22 protein-coding genes are annotated in these 19886 nt (G+C 44.3%); 16 read left to right on the top strand and 6 right to left on the bottom strand.

What is annotated here, in order from left to right; genetic code table 11:
* Window positions 1–53 precede the first annotated feature (53 nt).
* Window positions 54–1733, bottom strand: coding sequence for a gamma-glutamyltransferase (ggt, locus tag RIN81_RS05720; protein ID WP_309088214.1), 1680 nt, complete (start codon window positions 1731–1733; stop codon window positions 54–56).
* A 40-nt stretch (window positions 1734–1773) separates the two neighbouring features.
* Window positions 1774–2190, bottom strand: a complete 417-nt coding sequence (locus RIN81_RS05715) for a zinc-binding metallopeptidase family protein (protein ID WP_309088211.1) — start codon at window positions 2188–2190, stop codon at window positions 1774–1776.
* A gap of 385 nt (window positions 2191–2575) precedes the next feature.
* Between RIN81_RS05715 and RIN81_RS05710 the strand changes: the two genes are divergently transcribed.
* Both RIN81_RS05710 and RIN81_RS05705 read left to right on the top strand, forming a co-directional pair.
* The gene (locus RIN81_RS05710) at window positions 2576–2998 is read left to right on the top strand and encodes an acyl-CoA thioesterase (RefSeq protein WP_309088209.1); all 423 of its coding nucleotides are present in this window, start codon (window positions 2576–2578) and stop codon (window positions 2996–2998) included.
* The gene (locus tag RIN81_RS05705) at window positions 2998–3300 is read left to right on the top strand and encodes a hypothetical protein (RefSeq protein WP_309088207.1); all 303 of its coding nucleotides are present in this window, start codon (window positions 2998–3000) and stop codon (window positions 3298–3300) included. The genes RIN81_RS05710 and RIN81_RS05705 overlap by 1 nt, the downstream gene beginning before the upstream one ends.
* Here the strand turns inward: RIN81_RS05705 and RIN81_RS05700 are convergent.
* Both RIN81_RS05700 and plsY read right to left on the bottom strand, forming a co-directional pair.
* Entirely contained in the window at window positions 3290–3598 is a 309-nt protein-coding gene (locus RIN81_RS05700; RefSeq protein ID WP_309088204.1) for a HesB/YadR/YfhF family protein, read from the bottom strand. The genes RIN81_RS05705 and RIN81_RS05700 overlap by 11 nt on opposite strands.
* 118 nt (window positions 3599–3716) lie before the next feature.
* Window positions 3717–4319, bottom strand: coding sequence for a glycerol-3-phosphate 1-O-acyltransferase PlsY (gene plsY, locus RIN81_RS05695; RefSeq protein ID WP_309088296.1), 603 nt, complete (start codon window positions 4317–4319; stop codon window positions 3717–3719).
* 233 nt (window positions 4320–4552) lie between these two features.
* Here plsY and parE point away from each other — a divergent pair, with 233 nt between their 5' ends.
* From parE to RIN81_RS05670, 5 genes are all read left to right on the top strand, one after another.
* Window positions 4553–6529 carry a DNA topoisomerase IV subunit B gene (parE, locus tag RIN81_RS05690; RefSeq protein ID WP_309088202.1) on the top strand — a complete coding sequence of 659 codons (1977 nt, stop codon included), beginning with the start codon at window positions 4553–4555 and terminating at the stop codon, window positions 6527–6529.
* A 4-nt stretch (window positions 6530–6533) separates the two neighbouring features.
* Window positions 6534–8957, top strand: coding sequence for a DNA topoisomerase IV subunit A (parC, locus tag RIN81_RS05685; RefSeq protein WP_309088200.1), 2424 nt, complete (start codon window positions 6534–6536; stop codon window positions 8955–8957).
* Between the two features lie 370 nt (window positions 8958–9327).
* Complete coding sequence (gene mscL / locus RIN81_RS05680; RefSeq protein WP_309088198.1) at window positions 9328–9708, top strand: large conductance mechanosensitive channel protein MscL; 381 nt, start codon at window positions 9328–9330, stop codon at window positions 9706–9708.
* A 138-nt stretch (window positions 9709–9846) separates the two neighbouring features.
* Window positions 9847–10716, top strand: coding sequence for a TetR/AcrR family transcriptional regulator (locus RIN81_RS05675; protein ID WP_309088196.1), 870 nt, complete (start codon window positions 9847–9849; stop codon window positions 10714–10716).
* Window positions 10717–10736: 20 nt separating this feature from the next.
* Entirely contained in the window at window positions 10737–11933 is a 1197-nt protein-coding gene (locus RIN81_RS05670; protein WP_309088194.1) for an MFS transporter, read from the top strand.
* Window positions 11934–11963: 30 nt separating this feature from the next.
* Here RIN81_RS05670 and RIN81_RS05665 read toward each other — a convergent pair whose 3' ends face one another.
* Window positions 11964–12587 (bottom strand): HAD hydrolase-like protein, encoded by a 624-nt coding sequence (locus RIN81_RS05665; RefSeq protein WP_251272357.1) that lies wholly within the window; start codon window positions 12585–12587, stop codon window positions 11964–11966.
* Window positions 12588–12740: 153 nt separating this feature from the next.
* Between RIN81_RS05665 and map the strand changes: the two genes are divergently transcribed.
* Together map and RIN81_RS05655 are read left to right on the top strand one after the other, a co-directional pair.
* On the top strand, window positions 12741–13484 hold the full coding sequence (gene map, locus RIN81_RS05660; RefSeq protein WP_309088192.1) for a type I methionyl aminopeptidase: 744 nt from the start codon (window positions 12741–12743) through the stop codon (window positions 13482–13484).
* Between the two features lie 114 nt (window positions 13485–13598).
* Window positions 13599–14624, top strand: a complete 1026-nt coding sequence (locus RIN81_RS05655) for a metal ABC transporter solute-binding protein, Zn/Mn family (RefSeq protein WP_309088190.1) — start codon at window positions 13599–13601, stop codon at window positions 14622–14624.
* An 18-nt stretch (window positions 14625–14642) separates the two neighbouring features.
* Here RIN81_RS05655 and RIN81_RS05650 read toward each other — a convergent pair whose 3' ends face one another.
* Window positions 14643–15239, bottom strand: a complete 597-nt coding sequence (locus tag RIN81_RS05650; RefSeq protein ID WP_309088188.1) for a YitT family protein — start codon at window positions 15237–15239, stop codon at window positions 14643–14645.
* A gap of 117 nt (window positions 15240–15356) precedes the next feature.
* Here RIN81_RS05650 and RIN81_RS05645 point away from each other — a divergent pair, with 117 nt between their 5' ends.
* The 7 genes from RIN81_RS05645 (at window position 15357) to RIN81_RS05615 (ending at window position 19842) form a co-directional block, all read left to right on the top strand.
* Window positions 15357–16727: an aldehyde dehydrogenase gene (locus RIN81_RS05645; protein WP_309088186.1), complete on the top strand. Its 1371-nt coding sequence runs from the start codon at window positions 15357–15359 to the stop codon at window positions 16725–16727.
* A 58-nt stretch (window positions 16728–16785) separates the two neighbouring features.
* Complete coding sequence (locus RIN81_RS05640; RefSeq protein WP_309088184.1) at window positions 16786–17301, top strand: hypothetical protein; 516 nt, start codon at window positions 16786–16788, stop codon at window positions 17299–17301.
* A gap of 115 nt (window positions 17302–17416) precedes the next feature.
* The gene (gene cspD / locus RIN81_RS05635) at window positions 17417–17617 is read left to right on the top strand and encodes a cold-shock protein CspD (RefSeq protein ID WP_242232965.1); all 201 of its coding nucleotides are present in this window, start codon (window positions 17417–17419) and stop codon (window positions 17615–17617) included.
* 219 nt (window positions 17618–17836) lie between these two features.
* A complete protein-coding gene (locus RIN81_RS05630) occupies window positions 17837–18187 on the top strand; it encodes a hypothetical protein (protein ID WP_242232964.1) in 351 nt (116 codons plus the stop codon).
* Window positions 18188–18329: 142 nt separating this feature from the next.
* The gene (locus RIN81_RS05625) at window positions 18330–18629 is read left to right on the top strand and encodes a hypothetical protein (RefSeq protein WP_309088182.1); all 300 of its coding nucleotides are present in this window, start codon (window positions 18330–18332) and stop codon (window positions 18627–18629) included.
* Between the two features lie 37 nt (window positions 18630–18666).
* A complete protein-coding gene (locus tag RIN81_RS05620) occupies window positions 18667–19317 on the top strand; it encodes a metal-dependent hydrolase (RefSeq protein WP_309088180.1) in 651 nt (216 codons plus the stop codon).
* A gap of 120 nt (window positions 19318–19437) precedes the next feature.
* Window positions 19438–19842: a sporulation protein gene (locus RIN81_RS05615; protein ID WP_309088178.1), complete on the top strand. Its 405-nt coding sequence runs from the start codon at window positions 19438–19440 to the stop codon at window positions 19840–19842.
* Window positions 19843–19886: the final 44 nt, after the last annotated feature.

Raw genomic sequence — 19886 nt, 5'->3', positions numbered from 1 at the left:
CCGGCTGTTTTCTTGCTACAAAAAAATTTCCGGCTGATACGCCGGAAATTTTTTTATTCAGGGTCCTGGGAAGCGGGAATTCCTGGACGAGAGGAATCACTGGCGCCAATGCGTTCACCCGTCTGGGGGTTTAGTAAAATTGCTTGAACGTTTCCTATGGACAGCGCAATGGAATCAAACTGATAGTTCATGCTCTCAAGCGTCTGCTTTGCTTCTTCCGGGATGCCTTCTTCCTGCCAAATAAGCGGCCCTGTACCGTTATAAATGCGAGGTTCTTCAATCGCTTCTTTTAAATCAAGACCAAAATCAAGCACATGGATCATCGTCTGTAAAACGGATGCTGGAATGGTTGGCCCGCCGGGTGAGCCAAGTGTTAAAATCGGTTCGCCGTCCTTAAAAACAATAGTCGGCGTTTTCATGCTGACCGGATATTTGCCAGGCTCAACGGAATTTAAACCGGCTGGATCCGGATCAAAATCAGTCATATCATTATTTAATAAAAATCCGCAGCCGGGCACCATAATACCAGAGCCGAAGAAGTGCTCTAACGAAGAGGTACAGGCAGCGATGCTGCCTTTTTCATCTACAGCTATAAAGTGAGTGGTATCGGGTCCGGGATCTGTCGTACTGGCGTTTTTATTATGAGGTTCTTTTTCATCATACGGCCACGGATTGCCCTCTGTTACATCCTCATTCCGGAATTTAAAGTTTACCAACTTCAACCGCTCCTCTAAATATTCCTCTGTTAACAGGCCGTTTAACGGGATATCGTAAAAAGCAGGATCACCCATGAACGCAAGCTTATCAGCCGTCATAATGCGCATCACTTCAGCAAGAAGATAATATTTTTCCCACGAACGAAGGCCATATTGGCTGATATCCAGCTTTTCAAGCAGTTTAAGCATATAAAGAAGAGCAAAGCCGCCGCCATTTGGTGGAGCAGGAACCGTAACTGTATACTCCTTGTAAGTACCGGTGATCGCTTCAGACACAGTTGCTTCATAAGCGGCCAAGTCGTCTTTTTCCATAAAACCGCCAAACTCTTGAACGGTTTGGACAATTTTATCGGCAATTTCCCCTTTGTAAAAAGCATCTGCTCCATGTTCTTGCAGGATTTTAAGTGTTTTCGTTAAGTCTTCGTTCACGACAATTTCCCCTTCAGTAAGGGGCACGCCGTTTGGGTAAAAAAAATCTTTCGCTTTCTCTCCAAGCCGGCCGCTAAAGCGCTGCAGCCCTGTATTCCAGGTTAAATTCACACGGACTCCTTTTTCGGACAAATCAACGGCTGGGGCAATTACATCCTGCCAGGACATTGTGCCAAATTCATTCAACGCTTTTTCTATTCCTCTTAAAATGCCGGGAACCGCTACAGCTGTACCAGGAGTGGAGCGCTCTAAAAATGGAATCACATCCTGGTGCTCATCTACAAAAACATTTTTATGCGCTCTTTTCGGCGAAATCGAGTGTCCGTTTACAACGGACGTTTTTTTCGTTTCGGCATCGTAATAAAGAATAAAGCCGCTGGCTGCAAGCCCTGTGTTAAACGGTTCAGATACGGCCAAAGCGAACTGCATAGCCGCCAGGGCATCCACGGCGTTTCCGCCTTTCGCTAACACATCTGCACCAATAAGGGACGATTCTTCAGTGGCGCTCGCCGTCATTCCTTTCGATCCGTGAGCGCGCTGCTTGTGCGCATGATTTCGTTGATTTTTCCAAATGTGATCTATTGTCATAGGGTTATCCTCCGTCAGTTTAAGATAATCGTACAATCGTTTATACAAGTAAAAAAGCCCGCTCTGACAGTGAATCGGTCAAGGGAGACTCATCGGTTTCACTATGTGAGAATTCACCGGCAGGCTCCATCAGAGTGCCCTTATCTGCAGTAAAAAATGCGTCTAAGGCGCCGCCTGTATACTCATCGTGAATGTCCAGTACAATATGCCTGCTGGTTTCTTTTACTTCTTTTAAAAGCCGGGCGGCAGCCACCGTTTTTTCATGGGCGGATGTTCTGCCTTCGATTAATCCGATTTCAACAGACGGCCCGTTTGAATGATCGCTTAACTGCTGGGGCTTAATCACTTTACGAGCGATTTCTTCAGTGGCACTCCGGGCAAGCTCGGGCTCGACGCCGGCATGGGCACTTTTACTGGAAACACGCATATGAAAAAGGGCGATGCTTTGCCAGTACACCTGTATCCCGCTGACAGGCTGTATTTTTCCCCTTCCGCCGTGTCTTTAATCAAGACTATGGAGGAAGGAGAGCCGACCTCTTTATCGCCGTTAAACAGGATTTAAACACTGTGTCACGCAGAAGAACGGGTTTCTTTAAGGCTTTCACCGTATATAACGGCGCCGGCTTGATCTACGCTTTCTTTATCGCAAGGATTGCTGTCTGTATTTATGTGTGTTTTTAAAAGGATATCATGTTTTTCTGTCCCGCTTTAAAAACGTAATCAACCAACCATCCTCCTTTATGCGTTCTTTGACTGTACCCGTAAAAGCAAAATGAATAAACGCCTGTTCAAAACATGGTAAAATAGGTGAAGAATTTGATTTTGTTAAAGGAGTTTTGATTTTGTTTATTTCAGAAGCGCAAGTAGAAGTCCGATATGCAGAAACCGATGCTATGCAGGTTGTGTATCATGGCCAGTATGTTGTTTGGTTTGAAATTGGACGAACCCAGCTCATTAAAGATTTAGGCTTTCATTATGCCGATATGGAAAGAGCCGGATTTGTTTCTCCGGTAACCGATATCCAGCTTTCCTATAGGAGGCCGTTTCGTTACGGAGAGAGGGCGCTTGTTCGAACATGGATCCGCTCACATACAGGCATCCGCACGACATACGGCTACGAAATTGTGAACGAAGCAGGCGATGTTTGTGTAACCGGCTCAAGCGTACATACCGTCGTAGACAAGGAAACATTCCGCCCGGTCAAATTTAAAAAAGCTTTTCCCGAGTGGCATGAAGTGTATGAAAAAGAAAAGAAGGAAAAGTAATGGCATTCGGAATAAAGCGGGAAGAAGTGGAAAAGTGGAAAAAGGAGATTGCACGAGGCAAAGTGGCCTTTTTAACCCACTATTGGAAGGATGATCGGTTCCCGGGTTGCCGGACCGTAACAAAAGCGGGCTGTGCAGATGCTGGGAAATTGGCGGAGTGGGGAAGAAAGTACGGGTTAAAACCGGAATGGATCGATATGCGAAATCCATCCCGGCCTCATTTCGATCTGCTTGGCGAAAAGCAGCTGGTTGTCTTAAAAAATGAAAAACTGTTTGACCATATTAAACGATTTAATCTTTAGCAGCGGAATCTTTTATGTACTCAAAAGCAGGCTCTTGCAGCTTTTCATCATAAGTGACTTTTAAATGGTGGCCGTCAAAGTACCAGACATCTTTTTCTTCAACAAAATAGGTTACACCTTCATGAGAAACGGTTACGGCTGGTTCAAGTGGCTCGTCTTTTGTCATGCCAAGTGAGAACCCTTCATGAAGAGGGCTTGAGCCGCCGTACCGTACATAAAAGCGGACGGTATCTCCCTTTGCCGCCTGCATTTCTTCCTTAAACCAATTTAAGGCTTCGTTTGTTATATTGATGTTCACTGTTACCACTCCATTCTTTTTTCATAGTGTAGCATGGAAAGAGAAGGACTCAAAATAGTTCGCTGTTTTTGAATTATTTCGGCAAAAAACGGCTTGACTTCAACAGTCAAGCCGTTTTTTATTTACGCCCGCCTAATGGGATTTTAGGCTCTGTCCCATTGCGAAGGCGTGTCATGTTTGCCCGGTGCCGGTAAACAACGAAAAAAGCCAGAGCGGTCACAACCGCTAAAAACGGAATGTCCTGCGTATAAAAAGTATGGATGACCGCATAAATAAAGGCAGCTACAGCAGCGGTTACGGATGCGACAGATACATACTTTGTGGTCAGCAGAACAACTAAAAAGATCGCAATTAAAAGCAGGAAAAAAAGCGGTTCGTACGCAAGGAGCACACCAGCTGATGTGGCGACTGCTTTGCCGCCGCGAAATCCGGCAAATACGGGAAAGATGTGTCCGATCACTGCGGCAAGGCCGGCCAAAAGGGCATGAACCCCTGTATCATCAAAAATAATCGGAATAGAGGCAGCGGCTGTTCCTTTTAAAATATCTGCCGCTGTCACAAAGGCGCCGGCTTTTTTTCCGAGAACGCGAAACGAATTGGTTGCGCCCAAATTCCCGCTTCCATGCTCCCGTATATCTATGCCGAAAAACGCTTTTCCTGCAATTAAACCGGAAGGAATCGAGCCCAGTAAGTAGGCGATAATAAGTACAAGTGCTGGAATCAATTTCTCATTCTCCCTTTTTGTGTTGTATAATCATGTGCATGACATTCTCATTCATTTTACCACGAGGGTTACGGCGGCGGTAAAATTATTTCGGTTGATTCTCGAGGGAAAGTAACGTACTCTTTAAAACGGAATCAGCAAAGAGATTGGTGAACCGCCGCTTTTTATGATATGATAGTTAAGAACATACGTTTTATGTACGGGTGTTGGAAAGAGAGGAGATTTAGTTCATGGCGGATGCAACAAAACAATCAACTTACAATGAAGACTCCATCCAGGTTCTTGAGGGACTTGAAGCGGTTCGAAAGCGCCCTGGAATGTATATAGGGTCGACAGACAGCCGTGGGCTTCACCATTTGGTGTATGAAATCGTTGACAACTCGGTTGATGAAGCGCTTGGCGGACATGGAACCGAGATTAACGTTACGATCCATAAAGACAATTCAATCAGTGTACGTGACTACGGGCGCGGAATGCCAACGGGCATGCACCGCACGGGCAAGCCGACAACGGAAGTGATTTTAACCGTGCTTCACGCAGGCGGAAAATTTGGACAAGGCGGCTATAAAACAAGCGGCGGCCTGCATGGGGTAGGGGCTTCTGTTGTCAACGCCCTGTCTGAGTCGCTGACGGTTACGATTTGGCGGGACGGCTTTCAATTCGAGCAGCGTTTTGAAAAAGGCGGCCGTCCAGTCACAACACTTGAGAAAAAAGGGAAAACAAAATCAACCGGGACACAAATTCATTTCAAGCCGGATGAAACGATTTTTTCAACGACCGTTTTTCAATTTGACACGCTGAGCGAACGGTTAAGAGAGTCAGCATTTTTGTTGAAAGGCTTGAAAATTACGTTAGAAGACAAGCGAAAAGACCGTGAACAAAAAGAAGAATACTTTTTTGAGAACGGGATTGAAGAGTTTGTTAAATATTTAAATGAAGAAAAAGACGCGCTTCATCCAGTTGTGTCGTTTGAAGGAACACAGAACGAGATCGAAGCAGAATTCGCTTTTCAGTTTAACGATGGCTTTTCTGAGAACGTGCTGTCGTTTGTCAACAACGTGCGCACGAAAGACGGCGGTACGCATGAAGCGGGTGCGCGGGCAGCCATGACGCGTACATTTAATGAATATGCGCGTAAGAACGGGCTGCTGAAGGAAAAAGATAAAAACCTTGAAGGAACGGACATTCGAGAAGGGCTGACGGCCATCGTATCGGTGCGCGTCCCTGAGCATCTTCTCCAGTTTGAGGGGCAAACAAAAGGAAAGCTTGGAACCGGGGAAGCCCGCTCGGCAGTCGATCAAGTCGTATCTGAAAAAATGCTGTATTTTCTTGAAGAAAACCAGGGTGTAAGTGCGCTTCTCATCAAAAAAGCGATCAAAGCGGCGCAGGCGAGAGAAGCTGCCCGCAAAGCCCGGGAAGATGCCCGGAACGGCAAAAAGCGCAAAAAAGGGGAATCGGTGCTGTCCGGAAAGCTGACGCCGGCCCAGTCGCGCAATCCTGAGCGTAATGAACTGTACCTGGTTGAAGGAGACTCGGCCGGCGGCTCTGCGAAGCAAGGACGCGACCGCAAGTTTCAAGCGGTGCTGCCGCTTCGTGGAAAAGTCATTAACACAGAAAAAGCAAAGCTTGCGGATATTTTTAAAAACGAGGAAATCAATACTATTATCCATGCAATCGGCGCCGGTGTTGGCCCGGACTTTGCCGTGGATGATGCCAATTATGATAAAGTTGTGATAATGACAGACGCCGATACAGACGGCGCTCATATCCAAGTGCTGCTGCTTACGTTTTTCTACCGGTATATGAAGCCGCTCATTGACAGCGGGAAGGTGTATATTGCCATGCCGCCGCTTTTTAAAGTATCAAAAGGAACCGGAAAAAAAGAAGTAACAGAATATGTGTGGACTGAGCGTGAACTCGATGGGTTGCTCAAAAAAATGGGCAAAGGAACCACCATTCAGCGTTACAAGGGTCTTGGTGAGATGAATGCCGATCAGCTATGGGAAACAACAATGAACCCTGAAACAAGAACGCTGATCCGGGTGACCATTGATGATGCCGCACGGGCGGAGCGTCGTGTAACCGTCCTGATGGGGGATAAAGTAGAGCCGCGCAGAAAATGGATCGAATCCAATGTGGCGTTCGGATTGGAAGAGGAAGCCGCGCTTTTAGAAAATGAGCAGCTGGCTGGCAACAGGGAGGAATAACGAATTGGAAAGTGAACACATTCAAGATTTGCCGCTTGAGGACGTCATTGGTGACCGATTCGGGCGGTATAGTAAATACATTATTCAAGAACGGGCGCTTCCGGATGCACGGGATGGACTCAAACCGGTACAGCGCCGTATTTTGTTTTCTATGCATACAGAGGGGAATACGCACCAAAAGCCGTTCCGAAAAGCCGCCAAAACGGTCGGGAACGTAATCGGTAATTATCACCCTCATGGTGATACATCTGTGTACGATGCAATGGTCCGCTTGAGCCAGAACTGGAAAATGCGGACACCGCTTATTGAAATGCATGGCAACAACGGATCGGTCGATGGGGATCCCCCTGCTGCGATGCGTTATACCGAAACAAGACTGTCAGCGATTGCCGGTGAATTGCTGACAGATATTGAAAAAAGAACCGTTGATTTTATTCCGAACTTCGATGAAACAACCAATGAGCCGGTTGTGCTGCCGGCAAGATTTCCAAATCTGCTTGTGAATGGATCAACAGGGATCTCAGCAGGATATGCCACGGAAATTCCTCCTCACCGCCTTGATGAAGTGATTGACGCTGTGATTATGCGGATGGAAAAACCGGATTGCACAGTGGAGGAGTTAATGACTGTTCTTCCGGGTCCGGATTTTCCAACCGGCGGTATTATTCAAGGGGTAGACGGCATTGAAAAAGCATATAAAACCGGAAAAGGAAAAATGATTGTCCGCGCCAAAACGGAAATTGAAGATATGCGTGGAGGACGTCAGCGGATTGTCATTACAGAAATACCATATGAAGTAAACAAAGCATCACTTGTAAAGAAAATGGATGATTTACGCATCGATCGAAAGCTCGACAGTATCGCCGAGGTTCGGGATGAGACCGACCGGACCGGACTGCGGGTCGTGATTGATTTGAAAAAAGAAGCAGATGCAGAGCTGATTTTAAATTATTTATTTAAAGCGACGGACCTGCAGATTTCGTATAACTTTAACATGGTTGCAATCGCCAATAAGCGTCCTGTTTTGATGGGACTGCACCGCCTGCTGGATGCTTATATTGAACATAGAAAAGAAGTGGTAACCAACCGGTCAGCTTATGAGTTAGAGAGAGCAAAAGCCCGCCATCATATCGTAGCGGGGCTGATCAAAGCACTGTCTATTTTGGACGAAGTGATTGCCTGTATTCGTTCTTCAAAAGACAAACAGGACGCTAAACACCGCTTGATGGATCAATTTGAATTTACGGAGCCGCAGGCTGAAGCAATTGTGACATTACAGCTTTACCGCTTAACCAACACAGATATTACCGCGCTTCAAAAAGAGTCGGCTGAGCTTGAAAAAACGATCAAGCAGCTGGAAGCCATTTTAGGAAGTGCGAAAAAGCTTGAATCGGTTATTAAGCGTGAATTGAAAGATATGAAGAAAATCTATGCGACCGAGCGCCGCACGGTGATCGAAGCGGAGATCCAGGAAATTAAAATCGATCAAAAAGCGATGATCCCAAGTGAGGATGTAATCGTTTCTGTTACGCGGGAAGGATACATTAAACGGACCGGTACGCGCTCTTATTCCGCTTCTGGCGGGCTTCCGGCCATGAAAGAATCGGACGGGCTGTTATTTAAGCGCGAAATGAATACAACAGATGTGCTGCTCGTTTTCACAAATAAAGGCAGCTACTTGTATTTACCGGTACACGAGCTGCCGGATATTCGCTGGAAAGACGCCGGCCAGCATGCATCGGGTATGGTCAGCGGCTTTAAGGATGAATCGATTGTGGCGGCTTTTCCTGTACGTGATTTTTCTGCCGAGCGATATGTGCTGCTGGCCACAAAAGACGGCATGATTAAGCGGACAGAGCTTTCGCAGCTGAGCGTACAGCGCTATTCACGGGCATTGACGGCTATGAATGTCAAGGGTGACGATGAAGTGTGTGCAGCGGCACTTACAGACGGCAGCAGTGAAATTTTAATGATTACACATTACGGCTATGGTCTGCGGTTTCCAGAAGAAGAAGTACCTGTGGTTGGACCGCGTGCAGCCGGCGTAAAAGGAATCAGCTTAAAAGACGAAGATTATACCGTTGCGGTTATTGTGTCGGACAGCGGAGACGAAACGTCGTTTATCGCCGTTACAAACCGCGGATCGGCAAAACGGGGAGGGCTCGATCAATTCGAGCAGACAACACGCGCCAAGCGCGGCGTCGTGCTGCTTCGTGAGTTGAAAACAAATCCACACCGTATTGTCGGTGCAGCAAAGCTTGATGAAGACCGGGACTATTATGTACGGACGAAAAAAGGACCGGATGTAAAAGTGGTTGTCCATACTTTGAAAAAAGTGGACCGTTATTCAAATGGTTCATTTGTTGTAGACGAAAAGGAACAAGGCGCTGTAGAACAGCTTCTTGTAACGGAAAAAGAAGAAGCCTAACTAAAAGCTTCACGCCTTCACAGCGTGAAGCTTTTTAAGTTCCTCAATATGTTTATTTAACTATGTGCAAAATTCAAATGAGATTGCAATAAAACAGAAAAACCTTATATAATATAAAAACTGAAAGTCAATCAACAGAGGGGGCGGGAATATGCAATGGCTGGCCGGTTTTCTGTATGTATTGGTTTATGCAGTTCCAGTTTTTTTTATTACGTTATTTATTAAGCTTTTTAAGTCCGAGCAAAGATGGAATAGAAGGGAAAAAATGAAAAAAGACGATCTTGCTGAAAAATAAGCTCCTTTTCTGCTAAAATGTTTTTTATGCCTGTTTGCAGGATATAAAACAGTGAAGCAGAAAGGAGGGAGGACCATGCTGAAGGAATTTAAATCATTTGCGATGCGGGGCAACGTGATGGATTTAGCCGTCGGGGTGATCCTCGGAGCCGCTTTTGGTAAAATTGTTTCTTCCCTTGTGGCTGATGTGATCATGCCGCTTGTTGGACTTTTAGTTGGCGGAATCGACTTTTCAGGCTTGTCTTTTACATTTGGCAAGGCTGAGGTGAAATACGGTATTTTCATTCAAACTATTGTGGATTTTGTTATTATTTCATTTTCCGTTTTTTTGTTTATTAAATTGTTTAATAAGCTTTACACAAAAGAAAAAAAAGAAGAAGAAGCACCGCTTTCTTTAACAAAAGAAGAAGAGCTTTTAACAGAAATACGTGACTTGCTGAAGTCAGGCAGACAGTGACCCGATACCCGGACAAACCGTTCGGGTATTTTTTTGGTATTTATTTCGTTTTACGAAACATTTTCCGTGTGTTTTAGGACAGCCTATGCTAAGATTGACTTCGCGGTCAATTAAAAAACTGTTTGGTTGGTGTAGAAAATGAATGGCAAAAAAAGAAAAATCCTGCTGACGGCGATGAAGCTATTTTCAACAACGAGCTTTCATCAAACGTCCATGCAGCAGATTGCGGATGTATGCGGGCTGTCAAAGGGAAGTTTGTACACGTACTTCAAATCAAAAGAAGAACTGTTATCCGATATATTCAAGTATTACTATCAGGTGCTGCACGATCAAATTGCAGCGGCGAAAAACGAGTCAGACAGCCATGAAGAACATTTTATCCGGGAGATGGCCATTCGAGCGCGGCATTATTATGCCTTTCAGGAGTTTTTTATGATGCAGCTAAAAGAAATACGCGGCCTTGAAGATTCATCTTTGCACGATTTTATCCGCCAGGAAAGTATTCAGCTGAGAAAGCGGACAGAAAGACAGATTGCTGCTATCTACGGAAAAGAAATCATTCCATATGCACCAGATTTGAACACTTCCATAAAGGGAATGATGATATCGTACTTAGGAGAAATTATTGAACAAGACGTCCAGCACGATTTTGACCGCCTTGCCCGGCATTTATTTCAGCAGTTGAATGCCTCAGCCCTGTGGATGCTTCAGAACAAACAAGAGCCGTTTTTTAAAGCCTCCGGGTCTGATAAGGAAGCCGGTTTGTATTCAGAAAGTGTTCATCCCCTTTATTTTATAAAAAAACTGAAAGCCCTGGCTGAAGGGGAACAGGATGCTTCTTTTGCACTCGACTCGATCGCGCTTTTAGAAAAAGAATTACTTGAAGTAAACCCGCGTGCCGCCGTTCTAGCAGGGATGCTTTTTAATTTGAAAAGCCTGCCGCATATGAAAGCGATGGCTGAAGAGCTTGAACAGGCAGTCGGCAGAATGCCTAAAACGATTTATTAAGACAAGAAAGAAGGATGTACATGTCAAGACAAGATATTCAGCAGTTTCCACTGCTGATTTTAATGATGAATATGTTTATCGTCATGACAGGAATTGGCCTGGTGATTCCGATCATGCCAACCATTATTCATGAATTTGGGGCCGGCGGAAAAACATTTGGATTTTTAATTGCAACGTTTGCGTTTGCCCAGTTTTTATTTTCACCGCTGGCTGGAGACTTATCAGATCGATACGGACGGAAGAAATCTATTATTTTTGGTCTTCTGCTGTTTTCTGCCGCCCAATTCATATTCGCGTTTTCTAATCACCTTGCTCTTTTATATGCATCCCGTGTGATTGGCGGTATCGGAGGCGCTTTTATGATTCCGTCGATGATGGCATTTGTGGCGGATATTACAACAGTTGAAACGCGGGCAAAAGGGATGGGGCGCCTTGGAGCGGCCATGTCATTTGGATTTGTAGTGGGACCGGGTGTCGGCGGCTTCCTGGCAGCATTCGGGCTTCGGGCGCCGTTTATGATTGCCGGTACGGTAGCGGCACTGGCGGCGCTGATCTCCACTTTTTTCTTGAGTGAACCAGCGAAAGAACATGTACAAGCCATTGTAAAAAAACGGGATCCGCTTGTGAAACAGCTTGCGCTTTCTTTGAAAAAGCCTTATTTTATTTTGCTTGTTATGATGTTTACACTGTCTTTTGGACTGGCTAATTATCAATCTACCATCAGCTTATTTACCGACCAAAAGTTCGGCTTTAGCCCGTCAGACATTTCAATTTTAATGGTAATCGGCGGCTTGATTGGTGTGGTTGTCCAGGCGTTTGTGCTTGACCGTGTGCTGGAACGATTTGGGGAAGTTCGCGTCATGAATACGATGCTTGTTGTTGCAGCGGTTTCGATGCTTGGTATTTTATTTGCAACCGGCTTCTCGTCCATTTTACTTATTTCAGCGGTATTTTTTACCGCTGCTTCCCTGCTGCGCCCCTCCATTAACACAACCATTTCAAAAATGGCAGGAAGCGAGCAGGGGTTTGCAGCCGGTATGAACAACGCCTACATGAGCATTGGCAACATGATTGGTCCAGCTCTTGCAGGTACCCTGTTTGATGTAAATATGGGGCTTCCTTATATTTTTGGGGCTGTCATTATCGGTGTTACGCTTCTGATCTGCATCCACTGGGCAAGAGGGAGAAAGCAGAGCACCGCAAGTTCAGTTCATTAAAAAAGTGCGGACTAAAGATCCGCACTTTTTTTATGTCCGCAGCGCAAAATCAACAATGTCGTCTGGAACAGCCGCTTTGGACGCTTCGCCGGAAATGAGAGATTCATGGTCGTATCCCCACGACGCCCAGACGGCCCGCAGCCCGCTTTTCATGCAGGCATCAATATCACGCTGCTCATCGCCTACATAAAAAACCTCTTCCCGCGAATAATTGTACTGCTTCAATAATTTTTTGATCATTTTATCTTTACTGAAGATGTACTTAGAAGAAAAGATATCATGAATGTAATGAATCCCATTTGATTTTAAGCAGTGGTTAATAATATCTGATGCATTAGATGAAATGATCGCAATGTGAATGCCGCGGCTGCTTAATTCATCAAGCATTTGTTTAATGCCTGGGAACAGCGGAAGAGAGGCCTTTGATTCACGTATAAAGCGATACAGCTTCGGAGCCGCAAATGGGATGCTGCGCATTGGGAAATTTAAATGGCGGCAGCGCTCAGGAATGCTCATTTTTTTTAAATCATCAAGTTCTTCAATTGAAACTTGATTATAGCCCTCTTTTTCGGCAAAATCATTGTATGCCTTTATAAATATTTGAATAGAATCAGAAAGGGTACCGTCAAAATCAAAAATGATGCATTTCGTCATCGAAATCACTCCTTCGGTCGGGATAGTATCGGCTTATAGTATTAGTTTAACATTGCATGGGTGCATCAAACATGATCCATACATATTTTCAACAGATTCTTAACATTCTGCTATAATAAGTAATGGAAAATTAAAAGTGAAGGAATGGACTTAATGATTGTAAAAACAGATGAAGATATTCAAGCACTCCAAAAAATCGGAAAAATCGTCGCGTTGATTCGCGATGAAATGCGCGCTTTTACAAAACCAGGCGTGACTACAAAAGAAATAGATGAACTGGGCGGCCGCTTGTTTGCGCAGCATGGTGCGATTTCAGGGCCAAAAGGGGAGTACGATTTTCCGGGCTTTACGTGTATTAGTGTAAATGACGAAGTGGCCCACGGTATCCCCGGAAGCCGTGTGATTCAAGAAGGAGACCTTGTAAATATTGACGTTTCTGGGTCACTCGACGGCTACTTTGCAGACACCGGTATTTCCTTTGTAGTAGGCGAAGGCGATCCTATTTTAACGAAATTATGCCAAACGGCAGAGCAGGCTTTTGAGCGCGGCTTAATGAAAATCAAAGCAGGCGCAAAGCAAAACCAAATTGGGAAAGCAGTCGCAAATGAAGCGCGCCGCAATGGATTTGAGGTCATTAAAAATTTAACTGGGCATGGAATCGGCAAATCACTCCATGAAGCACCAGATCATATTTTAAACTATTTTGATCCGTGGGATAATGCGCTTTTAAAAGAAGGAATGGTGATTGCGTTTGAACCGTTCGTTTCAGAAAAAGCCGATATGATTAAAGAGTCAGGAGATGGATGGACGTTTGTAACACCAGACGGAAGCCGAGTAGCGCAAATTGAACATACGGTTATTGTCACGAGAGGCGAGCCGATTATTTTAACGAAATAACGAGCAGGCACCCACCTTTTGGTGGGTGCTTTTTTAAATCGTAACAATTACTGTTTACAAATCGGAATCATTACTATATTATTAAAGAAACATTTGATTCTGGAGGATATACAAGTGAAAAAATGGACAGCAGCAGCAGCTGGCTTGCTTTTAATGCTGGCAGCTTGCGGAAATGAAGAAAACGAAGCAGCGGATACAAAAAAAGCAGCGGATGACACATTGACGGTTTATACAACGATTTATCCGCTTCAATATTTTACCCAGCGCATCGGCGGTGATACGGTGAAAGTAGAAAGCATGCTGCCTGCAGGAGCAGATGAGCATACGTATGAACCAACATCTAAAACGATATTAGATATTGCTGGAGCTGATTTATTCCTGTATAACGGCCTTCAGTTGGAGCCGTTTGCAGATAAGGTAACCGAGACCCTTTCTTCTGAAGATGTGCATGTGGTAAATGTAGGGGAGCAGGTGGACCTTGATTCGGCACATGACCACGGGACAGAAGAACATAGCGGTGAATCGGAAGAAGCAGCGGAAGAGCAGAATCATGAATCAGAAGAAGCAGCAGAAGAGCACAGCCATGAATCAGAAGATGGGCATAATCACAGTGGAGTGGACCCGCACATCTGGCTGGATCCGCTGTTAGCAGAACAAATGGCCGAAATTGTAAAGGAAGAACTGGTTGAACTAAATCCGGATGAAGAAGCACTTTATACAAAAAACTATGAGGCGCTGACAGCGGAACTTGAGCAGCTGGATGAAGATTTCCATGCAATGGCAGATACAGCAGCACATAAGGAAATTCTCGTGTCTCATGCAGCGTACGGTTACTGGGAAAAATCATACGGCATTGAACAGCTGAGTGTGGCCGGCATATCGTCTACGGATGAGCCGTCACAGAAAGAGCTGAAAGATTTGGCCGATACAGCGAAAGAGCATAATATTCACTACATGATTTTCGAGCAAAACGTAACGCCTAAAATTGCTAAGGTGATTCAAGACGAAATTGGAGCAGATTCTCTCCGCCTTCACAATCTCGCTACACTCACAGAAGAAGATATTGAACAGAAACAGGATTATATGTCGATTATGAAACAAAACATTGAAACGTTAAAAACAGCGATGAACGACAAATAAAAAAGGCGCTTCCTGAAGCTACTGCTTCGGAAGCGCCTTTTTTTGCACAGGATAAACCATAGCAGATTGAATAAAATCAATCACCCGTGATGCGATCCATTGACAGACAATCGCATAGAGGATGGTTTTAACATCAACCACGATTCCCGTTGCAATTAAAATCAGCGTGTTTATGTAAAATAACGTTCGTCCCGGTGCCCAGTTCCGCCATTTTGACAGAATAAGCGCCGCGATATCCATACCGCCGGAAGAAGCACCGGCTTTAAACAGGATGCCAAGCCCAATTCCAAACAAAAGGGCGCCGGCCGGAAGATCAAGCCAAATTGTTGCGGGTGGAACAATAAAGACCGGTGTTAAAAAATGAATAATGGTCGCTGTAACCGATACACAATACATGGTGCCGGCCGCTGTTTTCAAGCCAAGCCATTTAAAGGCCAGGACGATCATGATGGCGTTCACTCCCCAGATTGTTGCCGCATAAGGAGTGTGAAGCACATGATTCATCATAATGCTGATACCTGCTGCACCACCGGAAGAAATGGCGTGCGGAAATAAAAAAATCGACATTGCTGCTGCTTGAATGGCGGCACCAGCTGTCCAAAGCAATATGTTCACAACCTTCACCTCTCTGTGTCATCATAGCGCACTTTACCCCAAATTTGAAGGTGTTTTTTGACGCTCCTATAGGAGACTGTTAAACTAAAAGAAATATACATACAGGGGTTGATAAGCATGAATATGGCCGATATGATGCAGGCCCAGAAGAATTTTTTTGATTCAGGCGTCACCCAAAGTATCGATTGGCGAATCGAGCGCCTGACAGAGTTAAAGCAAGCGATAAAAAAGTATGAAAACGAGATTTCAGCAGCACTGCACCGAGATCTACGCAAAAGTGCCTTTGAAGCGTATACCACAGAAATTGGTTTCTTATATGAAAGTATTCGATACATGCAGAATCATCTGAAGGAATGGGCAGCGGCGGAAAAAGTCGCTACTCCTTTATACCAGCAGCCGGCGGAAAGCTATATTATTCCGGAGCCGTACGGGAGTATTCTTATCATCGGCCCGTTTAATTATCCGTTTCAATTGGTTCTTGAACCGCTGATCGGTGCCGTTGCAGCTGGAAATACTGTTGTGGTCAAGCCCTCCGAAAGCACCCCGCACACCTCTGCTGTGATTAAAAGCCTTTTAGAAGAACTTTTTGAGCCCGGGTTTATCGGTGTCCAGGAAGGAGGAAAAGAAACGGTTACCGCTTTGCTAGAAGCTCCTTTTGATTATATATTCTTTACCGGAAGTGCCTCAACGGCAAAAGTAGTAATGAGTGCAGCAGCTAAGCAGCTGATTCCCGTTACACTGGAGCTCGGCGGCAAAAGTCCGGCTTTCGTAGACTATTCAGCTGATTTAAAACAAGCCGCCCGCCGGATTGCATGGGGGAAATTTACAAACGCCGGCCAGACATGTGTAGCACCAGATTATGTGCTCGTACATCAAAATGCAAAGGGGGCTTTTTTGAAAGAACTGCAGCTTGCTGTGCATGATTTTTACGGAGCAGCGCCGCAGGAAAGTCCTGATTTTGCGCGTATTGTCAATGAACGGCAGTTTAACCGGCTGCACGCTATGCTCGAGCGGACGGACGGGCGCCTTCTTATGGGCGGCGCGGCAGACAGAGAAGACTTGTTTATTGCGCCTGCTGTGGTTGAAGCAGAGTGGGACGATGTATTAATGGAAGAAGAGATATTCGGCCCGATTTTGCCTGTTCTTACTTATACGGAGCTCGATGAGGCCATTAAGAGAGTCAAACAGCTTCCTAAACCGCTGGCGCTTTACGCGTTTACAAAAAAGGCAGCAATTGAAGAAAAGCTTGTTTCTTCCATTCCGTTTGGCGGTGCCACGATCAATGATACGCTTCTTCACGTATCAAGTCCGCATCTTCCGTTTGGCGGCGTCGGGCCTTCCGGCATGAATGCCTATCATGGAAAAGCAAGCTTCGATCTTTTTTCCCATAAAAAAAGCATTCTGCGCAAAAAAACGTCGCTTTCCATGCCGTTTTTGTATCCTCCTTATGAAAATCGCGTGCAGATTATGCGGAAAATTCTGCGCTGAGAAGGGAAACCAGGCATGCGGGTGGAATGTAATATGAAAAGAAAAGGGGGGAAGACATGTGCCGATTAGTCTTGAACGATTAAAAGTGCCGGATGAATTTGTTCTAACACAGGAAGAAGTACTTGAAGCCGTAACGGAGCATTTAATGGCTCAAGGATGGACGGTCCAGCTTGAAGCCGCAGCCGGGAGCCATGATCTAATCGCCGCTAAACAGGACTGGTACGCTTACATAAAGTGTAAAGGTTCACGCGGAAAACGCCAGCAGGAAGGCATGGTTTATGACAACAACCAGTTGCGGGGAAATACAGGAGACCAGATTGAAAAGCTGATTCGTGCTCAGGGAGAAGCTGAAAACCCAAGCTTGTTTATTATGGCCAATCCAGGACTTGACCGCATGAAATGGGTTGTGTCAAAGCTTGAGACCGGTCTTGATAAGCTTGATATCATCCGCATGTGGGTCTACCCGGACCGTACGATAAAATGGGATATTCCAGCTCATCTTTTGCAGATAGCAAGGATGCTTGAAATTGAGAAAAATGGAAAGATTGCGGTTGCACCGCCTAAAAAAAGATGATATAGTAAAGACAGTTGTTCGTTCGTTTCAAATGATATCACATTACGTGCTTCATCTTGAAATAGCAGCAAACAGCAAGAAAAGATTTGCGTATTAAGCGCGAGGAGGACATAACATGCTAGAAGGTAAAGTAAAATGGTTTAACGCAGAAAAAGGCTTCGGTTTTATCGAAGTTGAAGGACAGGACGATGTATTCGTTCATTTCTCAGCTATTCAAGGTGAAGGCTACAAATCACTTGAAGAAGGTCAAAATGTGACATTTGAAGTGGTTGAAGGACCACGTGGCCCACAAGCTGCTAACGTTGAAAAACAATAATTCTGAATGAAACCATAACAGGTGAAGCAAACGCTTCACCTGTTTTACATTTTTAGAGTCTTTTTTAAAAAAGCATAATTTGCAAGCGCTGTCAATATCATTATGGTTATTTGTCACAAAAATGCTACATTTTTCTGAAGGAAATAGGTGTTTTTTTAGAAAAAACGAGTAAAATAAGGGTGGCAAATAGATGAATAATGAACGATCAGGAGGATGAGTATGATCTATATGGCAGCAGCTGTCGTTGCAATGATTGCTGGAATAGTATGGGCAAGCCGTGTATTCTCTGGACATAAAGTAGAAGAAGGAGTGCTTGTTGTTAAAAATGGCACCCAGGAAACCTCTATTCCAACGAATGAGATTGTGGAAGTTTTTGAAATGGGTGAAATATCAAAGGATGCATCCTTTTTTGAAAAATATATTATCCGTCCTTACGTCAAAAAGGAACGGATTGCGGTTTATACCCGTTCAAATGTTTCTTACTTTTTTATTCTGCGCAACCCAAACCGTTTCGTAAAAGCGATAAAAGCGCAAAACCCACAAGTGTTTATCAAAGCAAAAGTGATGTAAAACGGAATAAGTTCCGTTTTATTTTTTTGTGCCTAAATGAACGGTAATAGTATTATGTAAACTTTAGAATGGTATTTACAAATGGAATAGAAGCTGTTATTTTTAAGTAGTCGCGGTGAACAAAAAGGAGTTATCAATAAAGATGGCAATTTTTACAGACGAGCAGGCGCAGGCAATTGTAACCGAATCATCCTACAGCTGGAAGAAAAACTGCGTGAAAGTAGAAAATGGATACTTAAAAAGCACAGGGATGGTAACGAATACGCGGATACCGATCAAACACATCGATACGGTTGTTTATTCTTACAACCCTAAAAAGCCGGCCATTGTTCCAGTGCTGAAAATTATCGGCAAGGGCACTGTATTATGCGAAATGGAAATTTCTACAGAGCATATTGAAGCAGTACAAGACTGGATGCTTCAAGTTATGGACAATTTATAAAAGTAAAAAGCCGTCCGGTAAAAGGGCGGCTTTTTATATGATGAAAGGACGAGGAATCATGAAAGGATCTTCTCATATGGCGATTGGAGCTGCTACGGGGGTGGGCATAGCTGTCTGGTCGCAGTCTTCAATCGTTGAAACAGCTCTTTTCGGTTTTGCCGGAGCAGTTACCGCGTTAGTTCCCGATCTGGATGTGAACGGAAAGCTGGCAAATAAAATTACGGTAGAAAAGAAATGGCTCGTGTTGTTTTTTGCGGCAGCCGGTGTGCTGCTGGCTTTATACAGTTACTTTATGCTGTTCGGTGTAAAACAGGTAACCGGCTTTCTTGTCAGTCTTGGACTGCTGCTTCTGCCAAGACTGTTTATTAAGCAAAGAACATCATTGTTTTTAACCGGCGCGGTCGCCGCTTATGCAGGGTGGTACATACAGGAAACATGGATTGTTTACAATGGACTATTCATTATATTTGCTTCTGTTGTTTCTCATCGGACATGGACGCACTCTTTTATCGGGTTGCTTCTGTTTTATTTTGTTGCCGCTGAAATTGCCCGAAGATTTCCGATTCAGGGACTTCAAACCGTTTTAATGCTTGCATACTTATCTCATTTAATCGCCGACATGAAGCTGCTTCCATACAATAAAAAAGGAACCAAGTTTTTTTATCCAATATGGAAAAAAGAATTTTGACCGCTTACCGTTATTTTGTTAATAATGCATTATGTGCAAAATTCAAATAAAATAATTAAAAAAACGTCATAAAAACAATCTGTTCGGGGAAAAGAAAAATAAAAACAGGAGGAACTGTACATGTGGAAAGATTTTTTTTCGAGCATTGGCATAGGAAGCATTAAAGTAGATACAATGATAGATCAAAAAGCGGTATCGCCGGGAGAAACGATAAACGGCTATGTCTACATAAAGGGAGGAAAAGTGGAAGAGCCGATTGATAAAGTTCAAATATTGCTTTATCTTCAGTATGAAGAAGTAAAGGAAGACAGTGATTTTTCATGGCACGAAAAACATTTCCAAGAAGTGATCCTGCCATTTAAACGGAATATAAAAGCAAGTGAGGCACATAAGGTTCCATTTTCTATCAAGATTCCTTTGCAGGGTCCTAAAACCGATGAAACACATAAATGGTTCATCCGGACAAAAGTATTTATTGATCAGGCCGTAGATCCAGAAGATGAAGACGAAGTGATGATTCGTTAAAAAAGCAGAAATCTTTCTGCTTTTTTTTATTGAAAGAAATTGAC

The sequence above is a fragment of the Domibacillus sp. genome, assembly GCF_031181085.1.
Classification (GTDB): Bacteria; Bacillota; Bacilli; order Bacillales; family Domibacillaceae; genus Domibacillus.
This window is presented reverse-complemented; position numbering and strand designations above follow the sequence as displayed.

Bases quoted from the DNA above. Each gene is read 5' to 3' on its own strand.
- ggt (WP_309088214.1), bottom strand. From the start codon at position 1,733: ATGACAATAGATCACATTTGGAAAAATCAACGAAATCATGCGCACAAG.
- RIN81_RS05630 (WP_242232964.1), top strand. From the start codon at position 17,837: ATGATCTATATGGCAGCAGCTGTCGTTGCAATGATTGCTGGAATAGTA.
- RIN81_RS05625 (WP_309088182.1), top strand. From the start codon at position 18,330: ATGGCAATTTTTACAGACGAGCAGGCGCAGGCAATTGTAACCGAATCA.
- RIN81_RS05670 (WP_309088194.1), top strand. From the start codon at position 10,737: ATGTCAAGACAAGATATTCAGCAGTTTCCACTGCTGATTTTAATGATG.
- map (WP_309088192.1), top strand. From the start codon at position 12,741: ATGATTGTAAAAACAGATGAAGATATTCAAGCACTCCAAAAAATCGGA.
- mscL (WP_309088198.1), top strand. From the start codon at position 9,328: ATGCTGAAGGAATTTAAATCATTTGCGATGCGGGGCAACGTGATGGAT.
- RIN81_RS05645 (WP_309088186.1), top strand. From the start codon at position 15,357: ATGAATATGGCCGATATGATGCAGGCCCAGAAGAATTTTTTTGATTCA.
- parE (WP_309088202.1), top strand. From the start codon at position 4,553: ATGGCGGATGCAACAAAACAATCAACTTACAATGAAGACTCCATCCAG.
- RIN81_RS05675 (WP_309088196.1), top strand. From the start codon at position 9,847: ATGAATGGCAAAAAAAGAAAAATCCTGCTGACGGCGATGAAGCTATTT.
- RIN81_RS05620 (WP_309088180.1), top strand. From the start codon at position 18,667: ATGATGAAAGGACGAGGAATCATGAAAGGATCTTCTCATATGGCGATT.
- cspD (WP_242232965.1), top strand. From the start codon at position 17,417: ATGCTAGAAGGTAAAGTAAAATGGTTTAACGCAGAAAAAGGCTTCGGT.
- RIN81_RS05705 (WP_309088207.1), top strand. From the start codon at position 2,998: ATGGCATTCGGAATAAAGCGGGAAGAAGTGGAAAAGTGGAAAAAGGAG.
- RIN81_RS05665 (WP_251272357.1), bottom strand. From the start codon at position 12,587: ATGACGAAATGCATCATTTTTGATTTTGACGGTACCCTTTCTGATTCT.
- RIN81_RS05615 (WP_309088178.1), top strand. From the start codon at position 19,438: ATGTGGAAAGATTTTTTTTCGAGCATTGGCATAGGAAGCATTAAAGTA.